Genomic DNA, 15,947 nt, shown 5'->3' with positions numbered 1-15,947 from the left:
CCAATGGCTGCGTCCGCGGACGGCGTTTCCTCAACGCCAAAGCTGCCTTTCGCGCCATCGCCGCACAACACTCGCTCGGGCAGAAACGAATGCCGGATGGGCAGCGCGGGCGCGGCCCCGATGGGTGGTTGCCGGGAAGGGGTGGGTAGGGGAGGACCTACCCGCAGGTAGTCTCAGGCCGGGTTGCGCCGGCGTTCCTTGGCGTAAATGGCCACGGCCATGGCGCGATTGCGCACTTCGAGCTTATCGTAGAGGTTCTTGAGGTGGTATTTCACCGTATTCTCGGAAATGCCGGTGCGGCTGGCGATCTGCGTGTTCGACCAGCCATTGGCGAGCATGCCGAGCAATTCGGTCTCGCGCGCGGTGAGTTGCTGAAACGGCGGGTTGGAGATCTTCGACAGCGCCGTATAGGGGATGCAGATCCGGCCCTTGATCACGGCGGTCAGCGTCGCGAAAAGAATTTCCGGATCCTCGAAATGGTAGCAAAGGCCGTTTACCCCGAGCCGGATCGTCTCGTTGACGACGGCGGGATTATTGGTATCGGCAAAGAGGACGATCTTCGGATCGAAGCCGAGGCGGCCGATATCCGCCAGCACGTCCGGGGCATCGGCATCTTCGAGCTGCCAGGAGAGCAGCACGCAATCGGCTTCCACCAAGGCAAGCTTCTCGCAAAGCTCGGCCGATGTACGCGCAGTATCGACGATGAAAAAGCGGGCATTTTCGGAAAACAATCCACGCAAGGCAGCAATGACGAGCGGATTGCGTTCCGCGATCAGAACACGCCCCACCGCCTCCTGCGGCACGGATGAAACCATGCGTTCTCTCCCATTGACCACAAGCCTCTTAGGGGAAACTAACATTTGAGGTCGCGCTCAGGTCACCGCGGAGCGACGGAACATATTCAAATAGCCCGCTCTGGCAGGTCCCACGCGCTGGCAGCTCAGTTTTGGCTATGTCACAGAAATATTCGTAATCTCTGTTGAATTGTGACATATTTTGCCCTATATATCTGACCGATCGGTCGGTTAATGAAAGTGGCCGACCCGGTAGGGAGGAAATGCATGTCCGAAACTTTCGGCTGCGATGCGCTACGCATCCGGATTGGCGGATATGGGAAGGCGCCCTTCGTCAGCCCAAGGCTCAAGGCGACGGCCGGTGTTGATTCCATGCCGGAGACGGCGGACAATGTTACGGAGGATTTCGGCGTCAGTCGCGCCGACGCCGGCGTCTTCGCCGACGACCTCGTTCCGGCCCTGGCCGATGAGGCGCCCCATCTGATTCCGCACGGCGGCGCCATCGCGATCGGTCATCCGATCGGCATGTGCGGTGCGCGGCTGGTGACGACGGCCGTCTGTCAGCGTCATCGCCAGGGGTGGCCGTTACGCGCTGTGCATGATGTCCATCAGCGTCGGCCAGGGCATCGCCATCATTCTCGAGCGCGTCCGGCGGAGGAGAGCCCATGTATGCGCAAATGGTGAAAACCGACGCGGCCCGCGTCAAATCGCTCGATGAGATGGCGCCCGAGGAGCGCGCCTTCCAGGAGCGCATCGATGCCGGGCAGAAGATCGAGCCCAAGGAGTGGATGCCGGAGGGCTACCGCAAGACACTGGTGCGGCAGATCAGCCAGCACGCCCATTCGGAGATCGTCGGCCAGCTTCCGGAAGGCAACTGGATCACCCGCGCGCCGACGCTGGAACGCAAGGCGATCCTGCTCGCCAAGGTCCAGGACGAAGCCGGCCACGGACTCTACCTCTATTGCGCCGCCGAGACGCTCGGGATCAGCCGCGACGAGATGTATGAGCAGCTCCACAGCGGCAAGGCGAAGTATTCGTCGATCTTCAATTATCCAACGCTCTCCTGGGCCGATATCGGCGCCATCGGCTGGCTGGTCGACGGCGCTGCGATCATGAACCAGGTGCCGCTGCAGCGCTGTTCCTACGGGCCCTATGCCCGTGCCATGGTCCGGATCTGCAAGGAGGAAAGCTTCCATCAGCGCCAGGGCTTCGACATCCTCGCGAAGATGGTGAAGGGCACGCCGGCCCAGAAGGCGATGGTGCAGGATGCTCTTGACCGCTGGTGGTGGCCGTCGCTGATGATGTTCGGCCCCTCGGACGATGCCTCCATCCATTCGGCCCAGTCGATGGCCTGGAAAATCAAGCAGAACTCGAATGACGAACTCCGCCAGAAGTTCGTCGATCAGACCGCGCCGCAGGCGGACTATCTCGGCCTGACGGTCCCAGACCCGGACCTCAAATGGAACGCGAAAAAGGGCGGTTACGATTTCGGCGAGCCGGACTGGAAGGAGTTCTTCGAGGTGATCGCCGGCAACGGCCTCTGCAACGCTGAACGCCTCGGCGCACGCCGGAAGGCCTGGGACGACGGCGCATGGTTCCGCGACGGACTGACGGCGCACGCCGAGAAGGCCTCGGCCCGCCGCGCCGAAAAATCGGCCGCTGCGGAATAAGGCGCAGGAATTTGGGAGAGAGAAACGATGTCCAGCGAATGGCCCCTTTGGGAAGTCTTCATCCGCGGCCAGCATGGCCTCAATCATCGCCACGTCGGCAGCCTGCATGCGCCGGACGCGGAAATGGCGATCAACAACGCGCGTGACGTCTACACCCGTCGCAACGAGGGCGTCAGCATCTGGGTCGTGCGATCGGCCGACATCAGCGCTAGCGCGCCCTCCGAGAAAGGCCCGCTGTTCGAACCATCGAATTCCAAGGTCTACCGCCACCCGACCTTCTTCGACATTCCCGACGAAGTGGGGCACATGTGATGACGACCGCGATCATAGGGGAAGCGGCCGTCGACCGGGCCGCACTTTTCGAATTCCTGCTGAGGACGGGCGACAATGCGCTCATCCTCGCCCATAGGCTCTCGGAATGGTGCGGCCATGCGCCGGCACTCGAGGAGGACATTGCGCTTGCCAACACGGCGCTCGACCTCATTGGCCAGACGCAGCTCTGGCTCGGACTTGCCGGCGAGGTCGAGGGCGGTGGCCGCAGCGCGGACGATCTCGCCTATCTCCGCGACGCACGCGAATTTCGTAACCTCTTGCTTACCGAGCGGCCGAACGGTGACTACGGCAAGACGATGATGCGCCAATTCCTGTTCGACGCGTGGCATTACGTCATCCTGAATGCGCTGCGCGCCTCGTCCGACGTGCGTATTGCGGAAATCGCCGAGAAGGCGTCGAAGGAAGTGTCCTACCACCTTGAACGCAGCCGCGATCTGGTGATCCGCCTCGGCGACGGAACGGCGGAAAGCCACGCCCGTATGCAGGAGGCGCTCGACGACCTTTGGCCGTACACCGGGGAAATGTTCGTCGGCGAGACCTCCGACGAGGCTCTTGCCGCGGCCGGTGTGGCCCCCGAGCCGCAAAGCCTGAAGGCCGAGTGGGATGCGCTGGTCGCCGAAGCGCTTTCGGTGGCGACGCTGAAAAGGCCGGCCGACGGCCATATGCACAAGGGCGGCAAGCGCGGCATCCATACGGAGCAACTCGGCTATATCCTCGCCGAGTTGCAGTTCCTGCAGCGCGCCTATCCGGGCGCCACCTGGTAGGGGGAGGCGGCGTTGGTGGCTGCGGCACATCCCTCGGTCAAGGATATCTGGGACTGGCTGGCGCAGGTGCCGGACCCCGAGATCCCTGTCGTCTCGGTCACCGACCTCGGCATCGTCCGGGATGTCGCGTGGGACGGCGATACGCTGGTGGTGACGGTGACGCCGACCTATTCGGGCTGCCCGGCCACGACGGCCATCAACCTCGATATCGAACAGGCGTTGAACGACAAGGGGATCGAAAGCGTCCGGCTCGAACGTCGGCTCTCGCCGGCCTGGACCACGGATTGGATCAGCACCGAGGCGCGCCGGAAGCTCAATGCCTATGGCATCGCGCCGCCGATCGACGGCACCGCTGCCGATGGCCGGCTCCTGAAGCGGATCGAGCGCCTTTCCAGCGGCTCAAACCTGACGGTTGCCTGTCCCCGATGCGGTTCCACCCGGACCGAGAAGATCAGCCAGTTCGGCTCGACGCCCTGCAAGGCGAACTATCGCTGCCGCGACTGTCTCGAACCCTTCGACTATTTCAAGTGCATCTGACGCAAATGCCAGGAGTGAGGCTCGCTTAAATGGCACGATTCCATCCTCTTCAAGTCACCGAGGTCCGGCGCGAAACCCGCGATGCCGTGGTCATCACGCTTCAGCCACGCGAGGAGGACCGGGCCGCTTTCGATTTCACGCAAGGGCAATATCTGACATTCCGCCGCCGGTTCGACGGTGAGGAACTGCGCCGCTCCTATTCGATCTGCGCCGGAAAGGACGAAGGCGTACTGAAGGTCGGCATCAAGCGGGTCGACGGCGGCTGCTTCTCCACCTGGATCAACGAGGAGCTCAAGCCGGGCGAGACACTGGAAGCGATGCCGCCGATGGGCGCCTTCTTCACGCCGATCGAGCCCGAGGTGGCAAAACACTATCTCGGCTTTGCCGGCGGCAGCGGCATCACGCCGATCCTGTCGATCATCAAGACGACGCTTGCGCGCGAGCCGCGGGCGCAGTTCACGCTGGTCTATGCCAACCGTCACGTTAGCTCGATCATGTTCCGCGAGGAGCTCGAAGACCTCAAGAACCTCCATCTCGGGCGCTTTGCGGCACTGTATGTCCTCGAAAGCGAAGCCCAGGATATCGACCTCTTCACCGGACGGATCGACGCGGAGAAATGCGAGGCGCTGTTCCGCAGCTGGATCGACCTCAAGTCGGTCGACACCGTCTTCATCTGCGGTCCGGAGCCGATGATGCTGGCGATCGCCGCGGCGCTTCGCGCGCACGGCCTTCGCGACGAGCAGATCAAGTTCGAGCTGTTCGCCTCCTCGCAGCCCGGCCTTGCGCGTCGCAAGGTGGTAAGCGCTGACAGTGCCGACAGGCGCGCAACGTGCGAGGCGACCGTCACCCTCGATGGCACGACGCGCAACTTCAGCTTTCCGAAAGAGGGGCAGAGCCTCCTCGAAGCGGCACTCGAAAACAGGATGGACGCGCCCTACGCCTGCAAGGCGGGCGTCTGTTCCACCTGCCGCGCCAAGGTGATCGAGGGCGAGGTGGAGATGGAGACCAACCATGCGCTTGAGGATTACGAGGTCGAACAGGGATATGTGCTGACCTGCCAGTGTTATCCGCTGAGCGACCGCATCGTCGTCAGCTACGACCAGTGAGCGGCCGACCGCCGGGAGGAAGCCATGTCCGGTTCAAAGTCCGGTTCAAATTCCGGTTCGATGTTCGACACGATGCCGATCGAGGACTACCTCGCCCAGGGCGGCGTGCTTACCTCGCCGGACAATGTGCCGCCCCGCTATCGCGGCGAGCTGTTGCGGCTGATGGCGAGCTTCGTCGACAGCGAACTCGCCGGTTCGGCCGGCTTTGCCGATGTCATCAACGATGCCCCGGGGATCAAGGAACGCATCGCGGCGGCGCGGATTGTGTTGGAGAAAGCCGATCACGCCGGAAGGGTGCTCGAGATCATGGGCAGTTTCGGAGCCGATACGGCCCGCTATGCGGTCCACCATCCCTGGGCCGCCAGGCTTCCCCGCGATGCCGATATCGGCGCGGAGCGCCGGGGCGGCGATATGCGGCTTTCAGTGCTGCACTACCCGCTCCAAGGTTGGGTCGACGCGGTCGTCATGAACGTGCTGATGGGCAGGGCGGTCGCCATCCAGCTTGGCGAACTGGCGCGCGTCTCCTACCAGCCGCTCGCCGAAGTGTTCCGGGCGATCCTGCCGCGCGAGGCGCGCCACGCCGAGCTCGGGGTCGAGGGACTGCTGCGCATCGCCGCGTCGGAGGAGGGGCGGCGCGCGGCGCGGGAAGCGGTTTCCTATTGGCGGCCGCGGGTGACGGCGAGTTTCGGACTTGCCGGCTCGGCGCGCTACGAGACGCTCGCCCGTCTCGGTCTCCGCCACACGCCCAATGAGACTTTGCTCGCCGAATGGCAGGCGGCGATCGACGCTGAGCTTGCCGCACTGAAATTGAACTGACGGAAGGAAGTCGCGATGAACGCAATGGCAGACCGCCCGCGCCGGCTCGAAAGCTATGTCGGCGGCGTCTGGACGAGGGGTGCGAAGGAAGGCGTGGCCTTGCTCGATGCCGCGACCGGCGCCCCGGTGGCGCTGGTCGATTCCACCGGTATCGACTTTGCCGCCGCACGCGCCTATGGCCGCGATAAGGCCGGCCCGGCGCTCCGTCGCATGTCGTTCCATGAGCGGGCGGCGATGCTGAAGGCGCTCGCCCAGGCGCTGATGGAGCGCAAGGACGAGTTCTATGCGCTCTCCACGGCCACCGGCGCCACCCGCACGGATAGCTGGATCGACATTGAAGGCGGCATCGGCACGCTGTTCTCCTATGCCTCGAAGGGCAGGCGCGAACTGCCGAATACCCGCGTGCTCGTCGACGGCGACGTCGAGACCCTGTCGAGCGACGGGACGTTTTCGGCCCGGCACATCCTGACGCCGCTCGAAGGCGTGGCGATCCACATCAACGCCTTCAACTTCCCCTGCTGGGGCATGCTCGAGAAACTCGCCCCGACGCTCTTGGCCGGCATGCCGGCGATCGTGAAGCCGGCGAGCCAGACCGCCTACCTCACCGAGCTTATGGTGCGGCGGATAGTGGAGACGGGCCTTTTGCCGGAAGGTGCCGTGCAGCTTGTCTGCGGCTCGATCGGCGATCTCCTCGATCATGTCGACAGTCAGGACGTCGTCACTCTCACGGGCTCGGCCGTGACCGGGCGCAAACTGAAGACGCATCCGGCGATCGTCGAGAATTCCGTGCGCTTCACCATGGAGGCCGACAGCCTCAACGCGGCCGTTCTCGGTCACGACGCGGGTCCCGGAACGGAGGAGTTCGAACTCTTCGTCAAGGAGGTCGCCCGCGAGATGACGGCGAAGGCCGGGCAGAAATGCACCGCCATCCGCCGCGTCATCGCTCCGCGCGCCCATTGCGATGCGCTCATCGCCGCGCTCGGCGAGCGGCTCGGCAAGGTCGCCCTCGGCAACCCCGCCGACGAGAGCGTCAAGATGGGACCGCTTGCAAGCCTCGGGCAGCGCGAGGAGGTGCGGGCTCGCCTCCGCGATCTCGCCGCCGATGCGGAGATCGTCGTCGGCGACCCCTCAAGCGCACTGGTTGTGTCGGGTGACCCGGAAGCGGGCGCCTTCCTCAATCCGGTTCTCCTCTATTGCGACAGGCCAGCCGCGGCCGGGGCGGTGCACGATGTCGAGGCGTTCGGTCCGGTCAGCACCGTCATGCCGTACGACACGGCGGACGAGGCGATCGAGCTCGTGAAGCGCGGCAAGGGCAGCCTCGTCACCTCCGTCTTCACCAACGACGCTCGCATTGCGGAGGAGCTGGTGCTCGGCATCGCGCCGTTCCACGGCCGCGTGATGATCGGTAATCGCCGGAGCGCGAAGTCTTCGACCGGGCACGGTTCGCCGCTGCCTGGGCTCGTCCATGGCGGGCCGGGTCGGGCCGGCGGCGGCGAAGAGCTTGGGGGGATGCGCGGCGTCAAGCATTATATGCAGCGCACCGCCGTCCAGGGTGCGCCATCGTTGCTTTCGGCGGTTACCGGCCGCTGGGTAGAGGGCGCCGAGGCGCGTGTCGACGGAGAACATCCGTTCCGCAAGTCGCTTGCCGAGCTTCGGATCGGTGACCAGTTGGTGACCGCGACCCGCACGGTGACGCTCGAAGATATCGAGCACTTTGCCAGTTTCACCGGCGATACCTTCTATGCCCACATGGACGAGGAAGCCGCACGCGCCAATCCGTTCTTCGACGGACGTGTCGCGCACGGCTATCTGATCGTCTCCTTCGCGGCCGGCCTCTTCGTCGACCCGGCACCAGGGCCGGTGCTGGCCAATTATGGCGTCGACAATCTGCGCTTACTGACGCCGGTCTATCCCGGCGACACGCTACAGGTCCGGCTCACCTGCAAGGAGATCAATCCGCGGATCAATGCCGAGCATGGCGAGGTGCGCTGGGACTGCCGCGTCACCAACCAGACGGGCGCGACCGTTGCCGGGTACGACGTGCTGACGATGGTGGCAAAGACGAGAGGCTGAAGACGGTGGCGGAAGCCGGTAACGCGGGGGTTGATACCCCCTCTGCCCGGCAGCCAATATCAGCGCACCGCCTTGATACCTTCAAGAATCAACGTCGTGGCAACATCGGCATAGTCGTCGCGGCTGATAGGGCCGTCTGGCCGGAACCACATATAGACCCAGTTCATCATTCCGAAGAGCGACATGGTAACCGGCATCAGCAGCGGCCGGTCCTTGTTGAGGTCAGGGTTGATGGCGCTGATCACGGTCGAGAAGCGCTTGACGATGCGCCGCTCGATGGCGTGGATCTCGGCCATCTGCTCGGCCGAGAGAGCGCTCGTGCCGTTCAACTGGACCTTGTGCTGGTCGTCGGCATCGCGATAGTTTTCGAGCACCTGACGGACAAGCAGGCGCAACCGCTCCCCGGGAGCAAGCTCCGGTCGGTCAACGGCTTCGATTTCGGCGTCGAGTTCGGTCAGATGGGAGCGGATGATGTCGAAGATCAGAGCGTCCTTGCTTGGATAGTAATGATAGAGGAGAGCCTTGGAGACATTGCTGTGCGCGGCGATCTGCGCCATCGAGGCCTTTTCCATGCCCATCTCGGCGAAGACTGCCGCGGCGCTCGCCAGAATGCCACGCTGTTTTTCCTCAAAATCGATTGCGCGCGTTCGTGCCATGTTGATCCTGTTAACTCTGTACCTGTCCAATTCCACGAATAGGGGAGGACCGTAAAGTCCTCCGGCAAAGAAGGTCCACGACCGTCCGTCCGGCGCTCATTCCTTCGGCCGGTTGTCGACCACGCGTTTCGCCTTGCCCTCCGAGCGGGCAACGCCGCCCGGATCATGGACCGTGATCGTCGTGCTGACGCCGACGACGCTCTTGATATGGTGGGCGAGCTCCCTTGCCGACCCGGCTCGGGCCGCTTCATCGGCGGCTTCCAGCGTGCATTCGACATGGACGGTCATGTCGTCCGAGCGACCCGACCGCGTTAGCTCGATCTGGAAATGCGGCGCCAGGCCGCCGCATTTGAGGATCTGCTCCTCGATCTGGGTGGGGAAGACGTTGACGCCGCGCAGGATCATCATGTCGTCCGAGCGGCCGGTTATCTTCTCGACGCGGCGCATCGACCGCGCCGTACCGGGCAGAAGCCGCGTCAGGTCGCGGGTGCGGTAGCGGATCATCGGCAGGCCCTCCTTGGTGAGGGTGGTAAAGACCAGTTCGCCCATCTCGCCGTCGGGCAGAACGGAGCCGGTCTCCGGATCGATGATTTCCGGATAGAAGTGATCCTCCCAGACATGCAGCCCGTCCTTCGTTTCGACGCATTCATTGGCGACGCCCGGCCCGATCACCTCCGAAAGACCGTAGATGTCGACGGCATGCATGTCGAAGGCGTCCTGGATCTCGTCGCGCATGGCGTTGGTCCAGGGCTCGGCGCCGAAGATGCCGACGGCCAGCGAGCTGTCGCGCGGGTCCTTCCCCTGGCGACGGAACTCGTCGAGGATGGAGAGCATGTAGGAGGGCGTCACCATGATGATGCGCGGCTTGAAGTCGGCGATCAGCGTCACCTGCCGCTCGGTCATGCCGCCGGAGATCGGCACGACGGTGCAGCCGAGCCTTTCGGCGCCGTAATGGGCGCCAAGCCCGCCGGTGAAGAGTCCGTAGCCATAGGAAACGTGGACGATGTCGCCCGGCCTGGCGCCGGAGGCGCGAATGGAGCGGGCGACGACCGTCGCCCAGGTATCGACATCCTTCAGCGTATAGCCGACGACGGTCGGCTTGCCGGTCGTCCCCGACGAGGCGTGAATGCGGCAGATCTTCGCGCGCGGCACGGCAAACATGCCGAAGGGATAGGTGTCGCGCAGATCCTGCTTGGTGGTGAACGGAAATTTCGAAAGGTCGGCGAGCGTCTTCAGGTCGGACGGATGCACGCCGGCGTCATCGAGCCGGGCGCGGTAGAAGGGCGAGTTCTCATAGGCATGGTTGAGCGACCACTTCATGCGCTCCAGCTGGAGCGAGGCGATCTCGTCGCGCGACGCGGTTTCGATTGGCTCGAGATCGCCGGGGCGGGGCGAAAGGTCTTCCATCCAATGTCTCCTCCGGGTTTTCGGTCAATCGATGTCTGACTGCGGGGCCTCCTCCGCCTGCGGCACGTGGTTGCCCTTGACGGTGCGCGAATGGCCGCGGAACTCGGCGATAGGTTCGCCGCGCTGATTGGTGATGCGGATATCGTAGATGCCGCCCCGGCCGCGCCGCGAGATCTCGCGGGCGGCCGCCGTCAGCCGGTCACCCTCGAAGGCCGGGGCGATGTAGGTGATCGAGCAATGCTGGGCGACGGCGCGTTGGTTGTAGCTGTTGCAGGCGAAGGCAAAGGCGGAATCGGCAAGCGTAAAGATGTAGCCGCCATGGCAGGTGCCGTGGCCGTTGGTCATCTCCGGTGCGATCGCCATCGACAGCGTCGCCTCGCCCGGGGCGATCCGATCAAGCGTCATGCCAAGCCGCTGGGAGGCCTGGTCGTCGTCCCACATGACTCGGGCGCAGGCATCGGCCAGTTCATCGGCGGTCAATCTTGCCGAGTCCATCATCGGCCCTTGAACTCCGGTTTGCGCTTCTCCAGGAAGGCCGCCACGCCCTCGGCATAGTCGGCGCTGCGGCCGGCTTCGCGCTGCAGGTCGCGCTCGAGGTCGAGCTGTTCGTCGAAAGCGTTGTTAGCGGCCGCCTGGATCGCGCGCTTGGTCAGCCCGATCCCCTTGGTCGGCCCGGCGGCGAGGCGCGCAGCAAGCGCGGTTGCCTCGTCCAACAGCGCAGCATCGTCGATGGCGCGCCAGATCAGGCCCCAGCTTGCCGCCGTCTCCGCGTCGAGCGGTTCCGCCGTCAGCGCCAATGCCTTGGCACGGGCTTCGCCGATGAGCCGCGACAGGCTCCAGGTTCCGCCGGAATCGGGCACCAGGCCGATCTTCGCGAAGGCCTGGATGAAACGGGCCGAACGGGCCGCAAGCGTGATGTCGCAGGCGAAGGCGATGTTGGCGCCGGCGCCGGCGGCAACGCCGTTGACGGCGCAGACGACCGGCTTTTCCAGGTTGCGGATCAGCCGTAGAAGCGGATTGTAGAAGGTCTCGATCGTCTGGCCGAGGTCTGGCGTGCCACCCTTGCGCGGATCGCGATCGCCGAGGTCCTGGCCGGCAGAGAAACCGCGCCCCGCCCCCGTCAGGAGAACGGCACGCACGTGATCGTCCGAATGGGCGCGTTCGAAGCCGGCGCGCAGCGCGACATGCATGGCCTCGTTGAAGGCGTTCAGCTTGTCGGGGCGGTTGAGCGTCAGGCGCAGTACGCCGTCTTCAAGCGCCGACAGAACGGTCTCGGATTCGGACATGTTCCCTCCTTGCCGCCGGATCGCGCCGCGGCCGGAAAAAAGCCTTGCATAAACCGACCGGTCAGTCAATGATAAATGCGGCTGCGAGGAAGGACTCCCATGAGCCGGCGACCAGATCGGCAGGGCGCGGCGCAGTCGTCAGATCCGAGAAGTCGATCGGAGAATCCGAACATGACCGTCAGCATCGAACAGATTGGCGAGGTCGCCGTCGTCACCGTCGACAATCCGCCCGTCAATGCGCTGTCGCAGGCCGTGCGCCAGGGGCTTCTCGACGCGGTCGAGGCGCTCGACGCTGATCCCTTCGTGAAGGCGGTGGTGCTGACATGCGCCGGGCGCACCTTCATCGCCGGGGCCGATGTAGGCGAATTCGGCAAGCCGCCGACGCCGCCGCATCTGCCCGATCTCGTCGCGCGGATCGAACGGGCGAAAAAGCCCTGGGTGGCGGCGATCCATGGCAGCGCGCTCGGTGGCGGTTTCGAAGTGGCGCTCGGCTGCCGCTTTCGCGTCGCCACTGCCTCGGCAAGCGTCGGGCTGCCGGAGGTCCGCCTCGGCCTCGTGCCGGGCGCCGGCGGAACGGTCCGGCTGCCGCGGCTCGCCGGTGTCGAGACGGCGGTCGACATGGTCACGGCCGGAGCGCCGATCGGCGCGCGCACGGCTTGTGAGGCTGGATTGGTCGACACAGTGATCGAGGACGATCTCGTCGCCGGCGCCGTCACCTTCGCACGCACCGTTCTCGATCGGCCACTGCCGGACGCGCTCCGCGATCGCTCCGTCGCGGCATCATCCGCAGGCTTCTGGGATGCGGCGGCAGGTTCCGTCGCTGCCCGTGCGAAGCGGGAAGAGGCGCCGCTCAGGGCACTTGCCTGCGTACGCCGCGCTGCCGAGGCGGATTTCGAAACGGCGATCGCCTTCGAGCGCGAAACCTTCCTGGCGCTGCGCGGCTCGGCGCAAGCCGCCGCCCTTCGCCATGTGTTCTTCGCCGAGCGGGCGGCGACGCGTCCGCCGGAACTGGCCGGTGTCATACCGCGGACGATCGGTTCGGCGGCGGTGATCGGCGGCGGCACCATGGGCGCCGGCATTGCCGCGGCGCTCAGGGATGCCGGCCTGCCGGTCGTCCTGGTCGAGCGCGATGATGGCGCGGTCGAACGCGGACTGGCCAATCTGCGTGCGATCTTCGACGGTGCGGCAAAGCGGGGCCGCATGTCCGCTGATGCGGCCGCCGAGCGAATGGCGGGCGTCATCGGCACGACGGACTACGCGGCGCTCGCCGACATCGATCTGGTCGTCGAGGCCGTGTTCGAGGACCTGGATGTGAAGCGGGAGGTCTTTCGACGCCTCGCCGCCGCTTGCCGTGCTGAGGCCGTGCTGGCGACGAACACCTCTTACCTTGATCCGGAGCGGATCGCGGAGGGCATCAGCCGGCCGGACCGCTTCCTCGGCCTGCATTTCTTCAGCCCGGCGCAGGTGATGAAGCTGTTGGAAATCGTGCCGACGAAGGCGACCTCGCCTGACGTGATCGCGGCCGGCTTCGCGCTGGCGCGCATCCTGAACAAGATTCCGGTGCGTGCCGGGATTTGCGACGGTTTCATCGGCAACCGGATCCTCAAGGTGACGCGGGTTCAGGCCGAGCGGCTGCTGCTCTCGGGCGCCACGCCTGCGGCGGTCGATGCCGCCATGCGCGCCTTCGGCCTGCCGATGGGACCATTCGAGGCGCAGGACCTCGGCGGCCTCGACATCGCGGCGTTCCAGCGAAAGGCGGCGCGCGCGCGCGGCGAGAAGTCCTTCGCGCCGATCGCCGACCGGCTCTGCGCTGCCCGGCGCTTCGGGCAGAAGAGCGGCGGTGGCTGGTATGACTACGAGCCCGGCGACCGGACGCCGCGGCCTTCGGATGTGGTCGCGGCGATCATTGCCGAAGAGGCGAAGAGCTGGCTGCGGCGGGACTGGCACGACGACTCCATCGTCGACTGCATCCTTTGGCCGATGGTCAACGAGGGGGCAAGAATCCTCGCGGACGGCACGGCGCTGCGGGTGTCCGATATCGACCTCGTCAAAATCCACGGCTACGGCTTTCCGCGCTGGCGCGGCGGTCCGATGCATTATGCGCAGGCATACGGCCTGGACAAGGTCGTCGACGCGCTGGACGCGCTTGCGAGCGAGGGGCTGGCCGATCCACCTTGCGACCTCCTGATTGCGGCCGCACGGCACGGCGGCTTCGCCGATCCTTCCCGCTGAGGCACCAAAACTGTGCGGGTGTCTGGGAGAAAGCCGCCATGACCCGGAAGCGGGAGTGTCGGCTATACGCTCTCCGGAGTGATGATCTCGAAGGGAACGACGCGTTGCAGGATCGTGGTGCTATTGCGGTGTTCCAACGAGGCGACCATCGTTGCAATCAATTCGTCCGAGGTTTGGTCAAGGGGATGACAGAGAGCCGCCGTGATCAGCCCCTCGGTCAATCCCTTACGGGTCTCCGGACCAATGTCACGACAGACGATCCTGACCTTTTTTCGCTTTTCCTCCGGAGCCTCGCGCAGCGCGCGCAGAACGCCCGAGATGCCCCCTCCCGCGATATAGATGCCTCTGAGATCATCCAGTCCCGAGAGCAGTTCGGTCACGATCCGGTAGGCTTCCTGCGGCTCCTCGTGCGTCGGACGGCTGTCGTCCACCTTCAGATGCGGCGCGTGCTCCCGCATGTAGGACCGGAAGCTTGCATCTGAAATGTCCTGACACTGATAGCGGTGATTTCCGATGAAGACCGCCACGCGGCCGGGAGTACAGGTCGTCTGGGCGAGAAACCATGCTGCGGTCCGGCCAAGCTTCCAGTTGTCTGTTCCGACATAGCCCGCTCTATCCGGTGCGGATTGATCCGTGACATAGGCAACGACGGGTTTGCCGCGGAGGCTGAGGGAATGGATCGTCTGGCTTATCAGAGGATGATCGCCGGCGATGATGGCAACCGCGTCGCTCCGCCTGCCGAGCACTTCCAGGCGATCGGCGATATTCTGGGGCTCGAGGAGATCGACGAAATCCACCAGGGGCTCGATCTTCTCATGCTGCCGTCTCGCGGCCGCCTCGATGATCTTCGCGCCGAACAGCCGGTACAGTTCGCGAGTCGACTGCTGAAGGAGGAAACCGAAGCGATAGCTCGGCAGCGCGCGCCTCTTACGGTCCTCGATCACGCCGAGCCCGTAAAATCCGATCTCTTCCGCCGCGTTCTGCACCCTCTCGATCGTGTCCGCGCGCACTGAGCCCGAACCGCCGAGGATCCGGTTGACCGTCGAAATGCTGACGCCCGACGCCTCGGCGAGATCGGCAATGGTTGGTCGCTTCTTCATGATACATTTCACGTCAAAAAACGAATGGAATTAAATGATACAATAATTTCCATTTAGTGCAACAAGTATTCCAACCCAGTGAGCCGTTTGGTACAAACATTCCAGCGGGCCGAGAGCCTTCTTGAGGAGATGCTATCTCGACCGCAACTCTAGGGAGGAATACAGATGAGTTTTACGAAACGTGCCCTGTACGGGCTGTTGACGGGTGTTGCTCTGTGCATGGGCGTTTCTTCGGCCATGGCTGACGGAGCCAACATCTTCGTTGTAGGCGGCAAGCCGGACGATCCATTCTGGTCCATCGTCAAGCGCGGTGCCGAGGATGCGGGCAAGGTCGTCGAGGCGCAGGGCGGATCGGTAACCTGGCTCGGGCCGCAGAACTACGACAACCTCGGTGTCGACGCGGCGGAACTGATCCGTCAGGCCATCGACCAGGGGGCCGATGCGATCGTTGGCCCGGACTGGGTGCCGGAGGCCATGGATCCTGCATTCAAGCAGGTCGTCGATGCCGGAATTCCGCTGGTCATCTTCAATGCCGGCGGCATTGAAGCTGCCGACCGCCTCGGCGCGATGAACTATGTCGGTTCCAACGACTACCTGTCCGGCAAGGCGGCGGGCACCTACTTCGCCAAGAAGGACCTGAAAAACGCCGTCTGCCTCAACACGCTGCCTGGCGCGGCGAACATCGAAGCCTTCTGCAAGGGGATGATCGACGGGGTCACAGAAGGTGGCGGCGTCGATTCGGCGCTGCCGCTGCCGGCAACCTCCTTCGGCTCCGCGACGGCCGTGGCCCAGGCCCTGAAGGCGCACCTGCTGCAGAACCCGGACATCAAGGCCGTGTTCGCGATTGGCAACGTCGATACGAACTCGGCGGTCAACGGGGTGACGCAGGCCGGCAAGCAGGGTCAGGTCCAGGTTTGCGGCATGAACATGGATGAAACGATCCTGAACAACATCAAGAGCGGCACCCAGCTCTGCGCGGTCGACCAGCAGGGTTACCTGCAGGGCTATCTGGCGGTCTCGATCCTGAACGGCAAAGTCAACTACGGCCTTACCGTACCGACCCGGGAAATCCTGACCGGTCCCGGCGTCATCGACAAATCGAACGTCGATGCCACCCTGGAGGGCGTGAAGGCGGGCGCCCGCTGAGCCTCGGCTGAACCTCGCGGAAGCTGC

At 64.6% G+C, this 15,947-nt stretch carries 16 protein-coding genes; 10 read left to right on the top strand and 6 right to left on the bottom strand.

Translation table 11 applies throughout. The features are described 5' to 3' along the window. Nucleotides 1-173: 173 nt before the first annotated feature. The gene (locus tag NGR_RS24240) at nt 174-815 is read right to left on the bottom strand and encodes a response regulator transcription factor (RefSeq protein WP_012709135.1); all 642 of its coding nucleotides are present in this window, start codon (nt 813-815) and stop codon (nt 174-176) included. Nucleotides 816-1,061: 246 nt separating this feature from the next. Between NGR_RS24240 and NGR_RS33590 the strand changes: the two genes are divergently transcribed. Genes NGR_RS33590 through paaZ form a run of 8 tightly spaced genes read left to right on the top strand, consistent with a single transcriptional unit; the run spans nt 1,062 to nt 8,093 of the window. Continuing rightward, nucleotides 1,062-1,478, top strand: coding sequence for a beta-ketoadipyl CoA thiolase (locus NGR_RS33590; RefSeq protein WP_012709134.1), 417 nt, complete (start codon nt 1,062-1,064; stop codon nt 1,476-1,478). Continuing rightward, on the top strand, nt 1,460-2,464 hold the full coding sequence (gene paaA / locus NGR_RS24230) for a 1,2-phenylacetyl-CoA epoxidase subunit PaaA (protein WP_012709133.1): 1,005 nt from the start codon (nt 1,460-1,462) through the stop codon (nt 2,462-2,464). Before NGR_RS33590 ends, paaA begins: the two co-directional genes overlap by 19 nt. A gap of 27 nt (nt 2,465-2,491) precedes the next feature. Further along, entirely contained in the window at nt 2,492-2,776 is a 285-nt protein-coding gene (gene paaB, locus NGR_RS24225) for a 1,2-phenylacetyl-CoA epoxidase subunit PaaB (protein WP_012709132.1), read from the top strand. Continuing rightward, nucleotides 2,776-3,561 (top strand): 1,2-phenylacetyl-CoA epoxidase subunit PaaC, encoded by a 786-nt coding sequence (gene paaC, locus NGR_RS24220; RefSeq protein ID WP_012709131.1) that lies wholly within the window; start codon nt 2,776-2,778, stop codon nt 3,559-3,561. Before paaB ends, paaC begins: the two co-directional genes overlap by 1 nt. Before the next feature lie 12 nt (nt 3,562-3,573). After that, entirely contained in the window at nt 3,574-4,098 is a 525-nt protein-coding gene (gene paaD, locus NGR_RS24215) for a 1,2-phenylacetyl-CoA epoxidase subunit PaaD (protein WP_164924459.1), read from the top strand. Between the two features lie 29 nt (nt 4,099-4,127). Further along, nucleotides 4,128-5,204: a 1,2-phenylacetyl-CoA epoxidase subunit PaaE gene (paaE, locus tag NGR_RS24210; protein ID WP_012709129.1), complete on the top strand. Its 1,077-nt coding sequence runs from the start codon at nt 4,128-4,130 to the stop codon at nt 5,202-5,204. A 60-nt stretch (nt 5,205-5,264) separates the two neighbouring features. Then, entirely contained in the window at nt 5,265-6,020 is a 756-nt protein-coding gene (locus NGR_RS24205) for a Phenylacetic acid catabolic protein (protein ID WP_164924671.1), read from the top strand. A 15-nt stretch (nt 6,021-6,035) separates the two neighbouring features. After that, entirely contained in the window at nt 6,036-8,093 is a 2,058-nt protein-coding gene (gene paaZ, locus NGR_RS24200) for a phenylacetic acid degradation bifunctional protein PaaZ (protein ID WP_012709127.1), read from the top strand. Nucleotides 8,094-8,152: 59 nt separating this feature from the next. Here paaZ and NGR_RS24195 read toward each other — a convergent pair whose 3' ends face one another. The 4 genes from NGR_RS24195 to paaG all read right to left on the bottom strand — a co-directional run bounded on the left by NGR_RS24195 (nt 8,153) and on the right by paaG (nt 11,442). After that, on the bottom strand, nt 8,153-8,749 hold the full coding sequence (locus NGR_RS24195) for a TetR/AcrR family transcriptional regulator (RefSeq protein ID WP_012709126.1): 597 nt from the start codon (nt 8,747-8,749) through the stop codon (nt 8,153-8,155). A 96-nt stretch (nt 8,750-8,845) separates the two neighbouring features. Beyond that, the gene (gene paaK, locus NGR_RS24190) at nt 8,846-10,156 is read right to left on the bottom strand and encodes a phenylacetate--CoA ligase PaaK (RefSeq protein WP_012709125.1); all 1,311 of its coding nucleotides are present in this window, start codon (nt 10,154-10,156) and stop codon (nt 8,846-8,848) included. Nucleotides 10,157-10,180: 24 nt separating this feature from the next. Then, complete coding sequence (gene paaI / locus NGR_RS24185) at nt 10,181-10,654, bottom strand: hydroxyphenylacetyl-CoA thioesterase PaaI (RefSeq protein ID WP_164924458.1); 474 nt, start codon at nt 10,652-10,654, stop codon at nt 10,181-10,183. Continuing rightward, nucleotides 10,651-11,442 carry a 2-(1,2-epoxy-1,2-dihydrophenyl)acetyl-CoA isomerase PaaG gene (gene paaG, locus NGR_RS24180; RefSeq protein WP_012709123.1) on the bottom strand — a complete coding sequence of 264 codons (792 nt, stop codon included), beginning with the start codon at nt 11,440-11,442 and terminating at the stop codon, nt 10,651-10,653. The genes paaI and paaG overlap by 4 nt, the downstream gene beginning before the upstream one ends. 171 nt (nt 11,443-11,613) lie before the next feature. Between paaG and NGR_RS24175 the strand changes: the two genes are divergently transcribed. After that, nucleotides 11,614-13,674: a 3-hydroxyacyl-CoA dehydrogenase NAD-binding domain-containing protein gene (locus NGR_RS24175; protein ID WP_164924457.1), complete on the top strand. Its 2,061-nt coding sequence runs from the start codon at nt 11,614-11,616 to the stop codon at nt 13,672-13,674. A 62-nt stretch (nt 13,675-13,736) separates the two neighbouring features. Here the strand turns inward: NGR_RS24175 and NGR_RS24170 are convergent, their stop codons facing one another. Continuing rightward, entirely contained in the window at nt 13,737-14,774 is a 1,038-nt protein-coding gene (locus NGR_RS24170; protein ID WP_012709121.1) for a LacI family DNA-binding transcriptional regulator, read from the bottom strand. A 165-nt stretch (nt 14,775-14,939) separates the two neighbouring features. Between NGR_RS24170 and NGR_RS24165 the strand changes: the two genes are divergently transcribed. Next, nucleotides 14,940-15,920: a sugar ABC transporter substrate-binding protein gene (locus tag NGR_RS24165; protein WP_164924456.1), complete on the top strand. Its 981-nt coding sequence runs from the start codon at nt 14,940-14,942 to the stop codon at nt 15,918-15,920. Nucleotides 15,921-15,947 lie beyond the last annotated feature (27 nt).

This window comes from Sinorhizobium fredii NGR234, assembly GCF_000018545.1.
In the GTDB taxonomy this organism is placed as follows: domain Bacteria; phylum Pseudomonadota; class Alphaproteobacteria; order Rhizobiales; family Rhizobiaceae; genus Sinorhizobium; species Sinorhizobium fredii_A.
This window is presented reverse-complemented; position numbering and strand designations above follow the sequence as displayed.

Bases quoted from the DNA above. Each gene is read 5' to 3' on its own strand.
- NGR_RS24240 (WP_012709135.1), bottom strand. From the start codon at position 815: ATGGTTTCATCCGTGCCGCAGGAGGCGGTGGGGCGTGTTCTGATCGCG.
- NGR_RS33590 (WP_012709134.1), top strand. From the start codon at position 1,062: ATGTCCGAAACTTTCGGCTGCGATGCGCTACGCATCCGGATTGGCGGA.
- paaA (WP_012709133.1), top strand. From the start codon at position 1,460: ATGTATGCGCAAATGGTGAAAACCGACGCGGCCCGCGTCAAATCGCTC.
- paaB (WP_012709132.1), top strand. From the start codon at position 2,492: ATGTCCAGCGAATGGCCCCTTTGGGAAGTCTTCATCCGCGGCCAGCAT.
- paaC (WP_012709131.1), top strand. From the start codon at position 2,776: ATGACGACCGCGATCATAGGGGAAGCGGCCGTCGACCGGGCCGCACTT.
- paaE (WP_012709129.1), top strand. From the start codon at position 4,128: ATGGCACGATTCCATCCTCTTCAAGTCACCGAGGTCCGGCGCGAAACC.
- NGR_RS24205 (WP_164924671.1), top strand. From the start codon at position 5,265: ATGTTCGACACGATGCCGATCGAGGACTACCTCGCCCAGGGCGGCGTG.
- paaZ (WP_012709127.1), top strand. From the start codon at position 6,036: ATGAACGCAATGGCAGACCGCCCGCGCCGGCTCGAAAGCTATGTCGGC.
- NGR_RS24195 (WP_012709126.1), bottom strand. From the start codon at position 8,749: ATGGCACGAACGCGCGCAATCGATTTTGAGGAAAAACAGCGTGGCATT.
- paaK (WP_012709125.1), bottom strand. From the start codon at position 10,156: ATGGAAGACCTTTCGCCCCGCCCCGGCGATCTCGAGCCAATCGAAACC.
- paaI (WP_164924458.1), bottom strand. From the start codon at position 10,654: ATGATGGACTCGGCAAGATTGACCGCCGATGAACTGGCCGATGCCTGC.
- paaG (WP_012709123.1), bottom strand. From the start codon at position 11,442: ATGTCCGAATCCGAGACCGTTCTGTCGGCGCTTGAAGACGGCGTACTG.
- NGR_RS24175 (WP_164924457.1), top strand. From the start codon at position 11,614: ATGACCGTCAGCATCGAACAGATTGGCGAGGTCGCCGTCGTCACCGTC.
- NGR_RS24170 (WP_012709121.1), bottom strand. From the start codon at position 14,774: ATGAAGAAGCGACCAACCATTGCCGATCTCGCCGAGGCGTCGGGCGTC.
- NGR_RS24165 (WP_164924456.1), top strand. From the start codon at position 14,940: ATGAGTTTTACGAAACGTGCCCTGTACGGGCTGTTGACGGGTGTTGCT.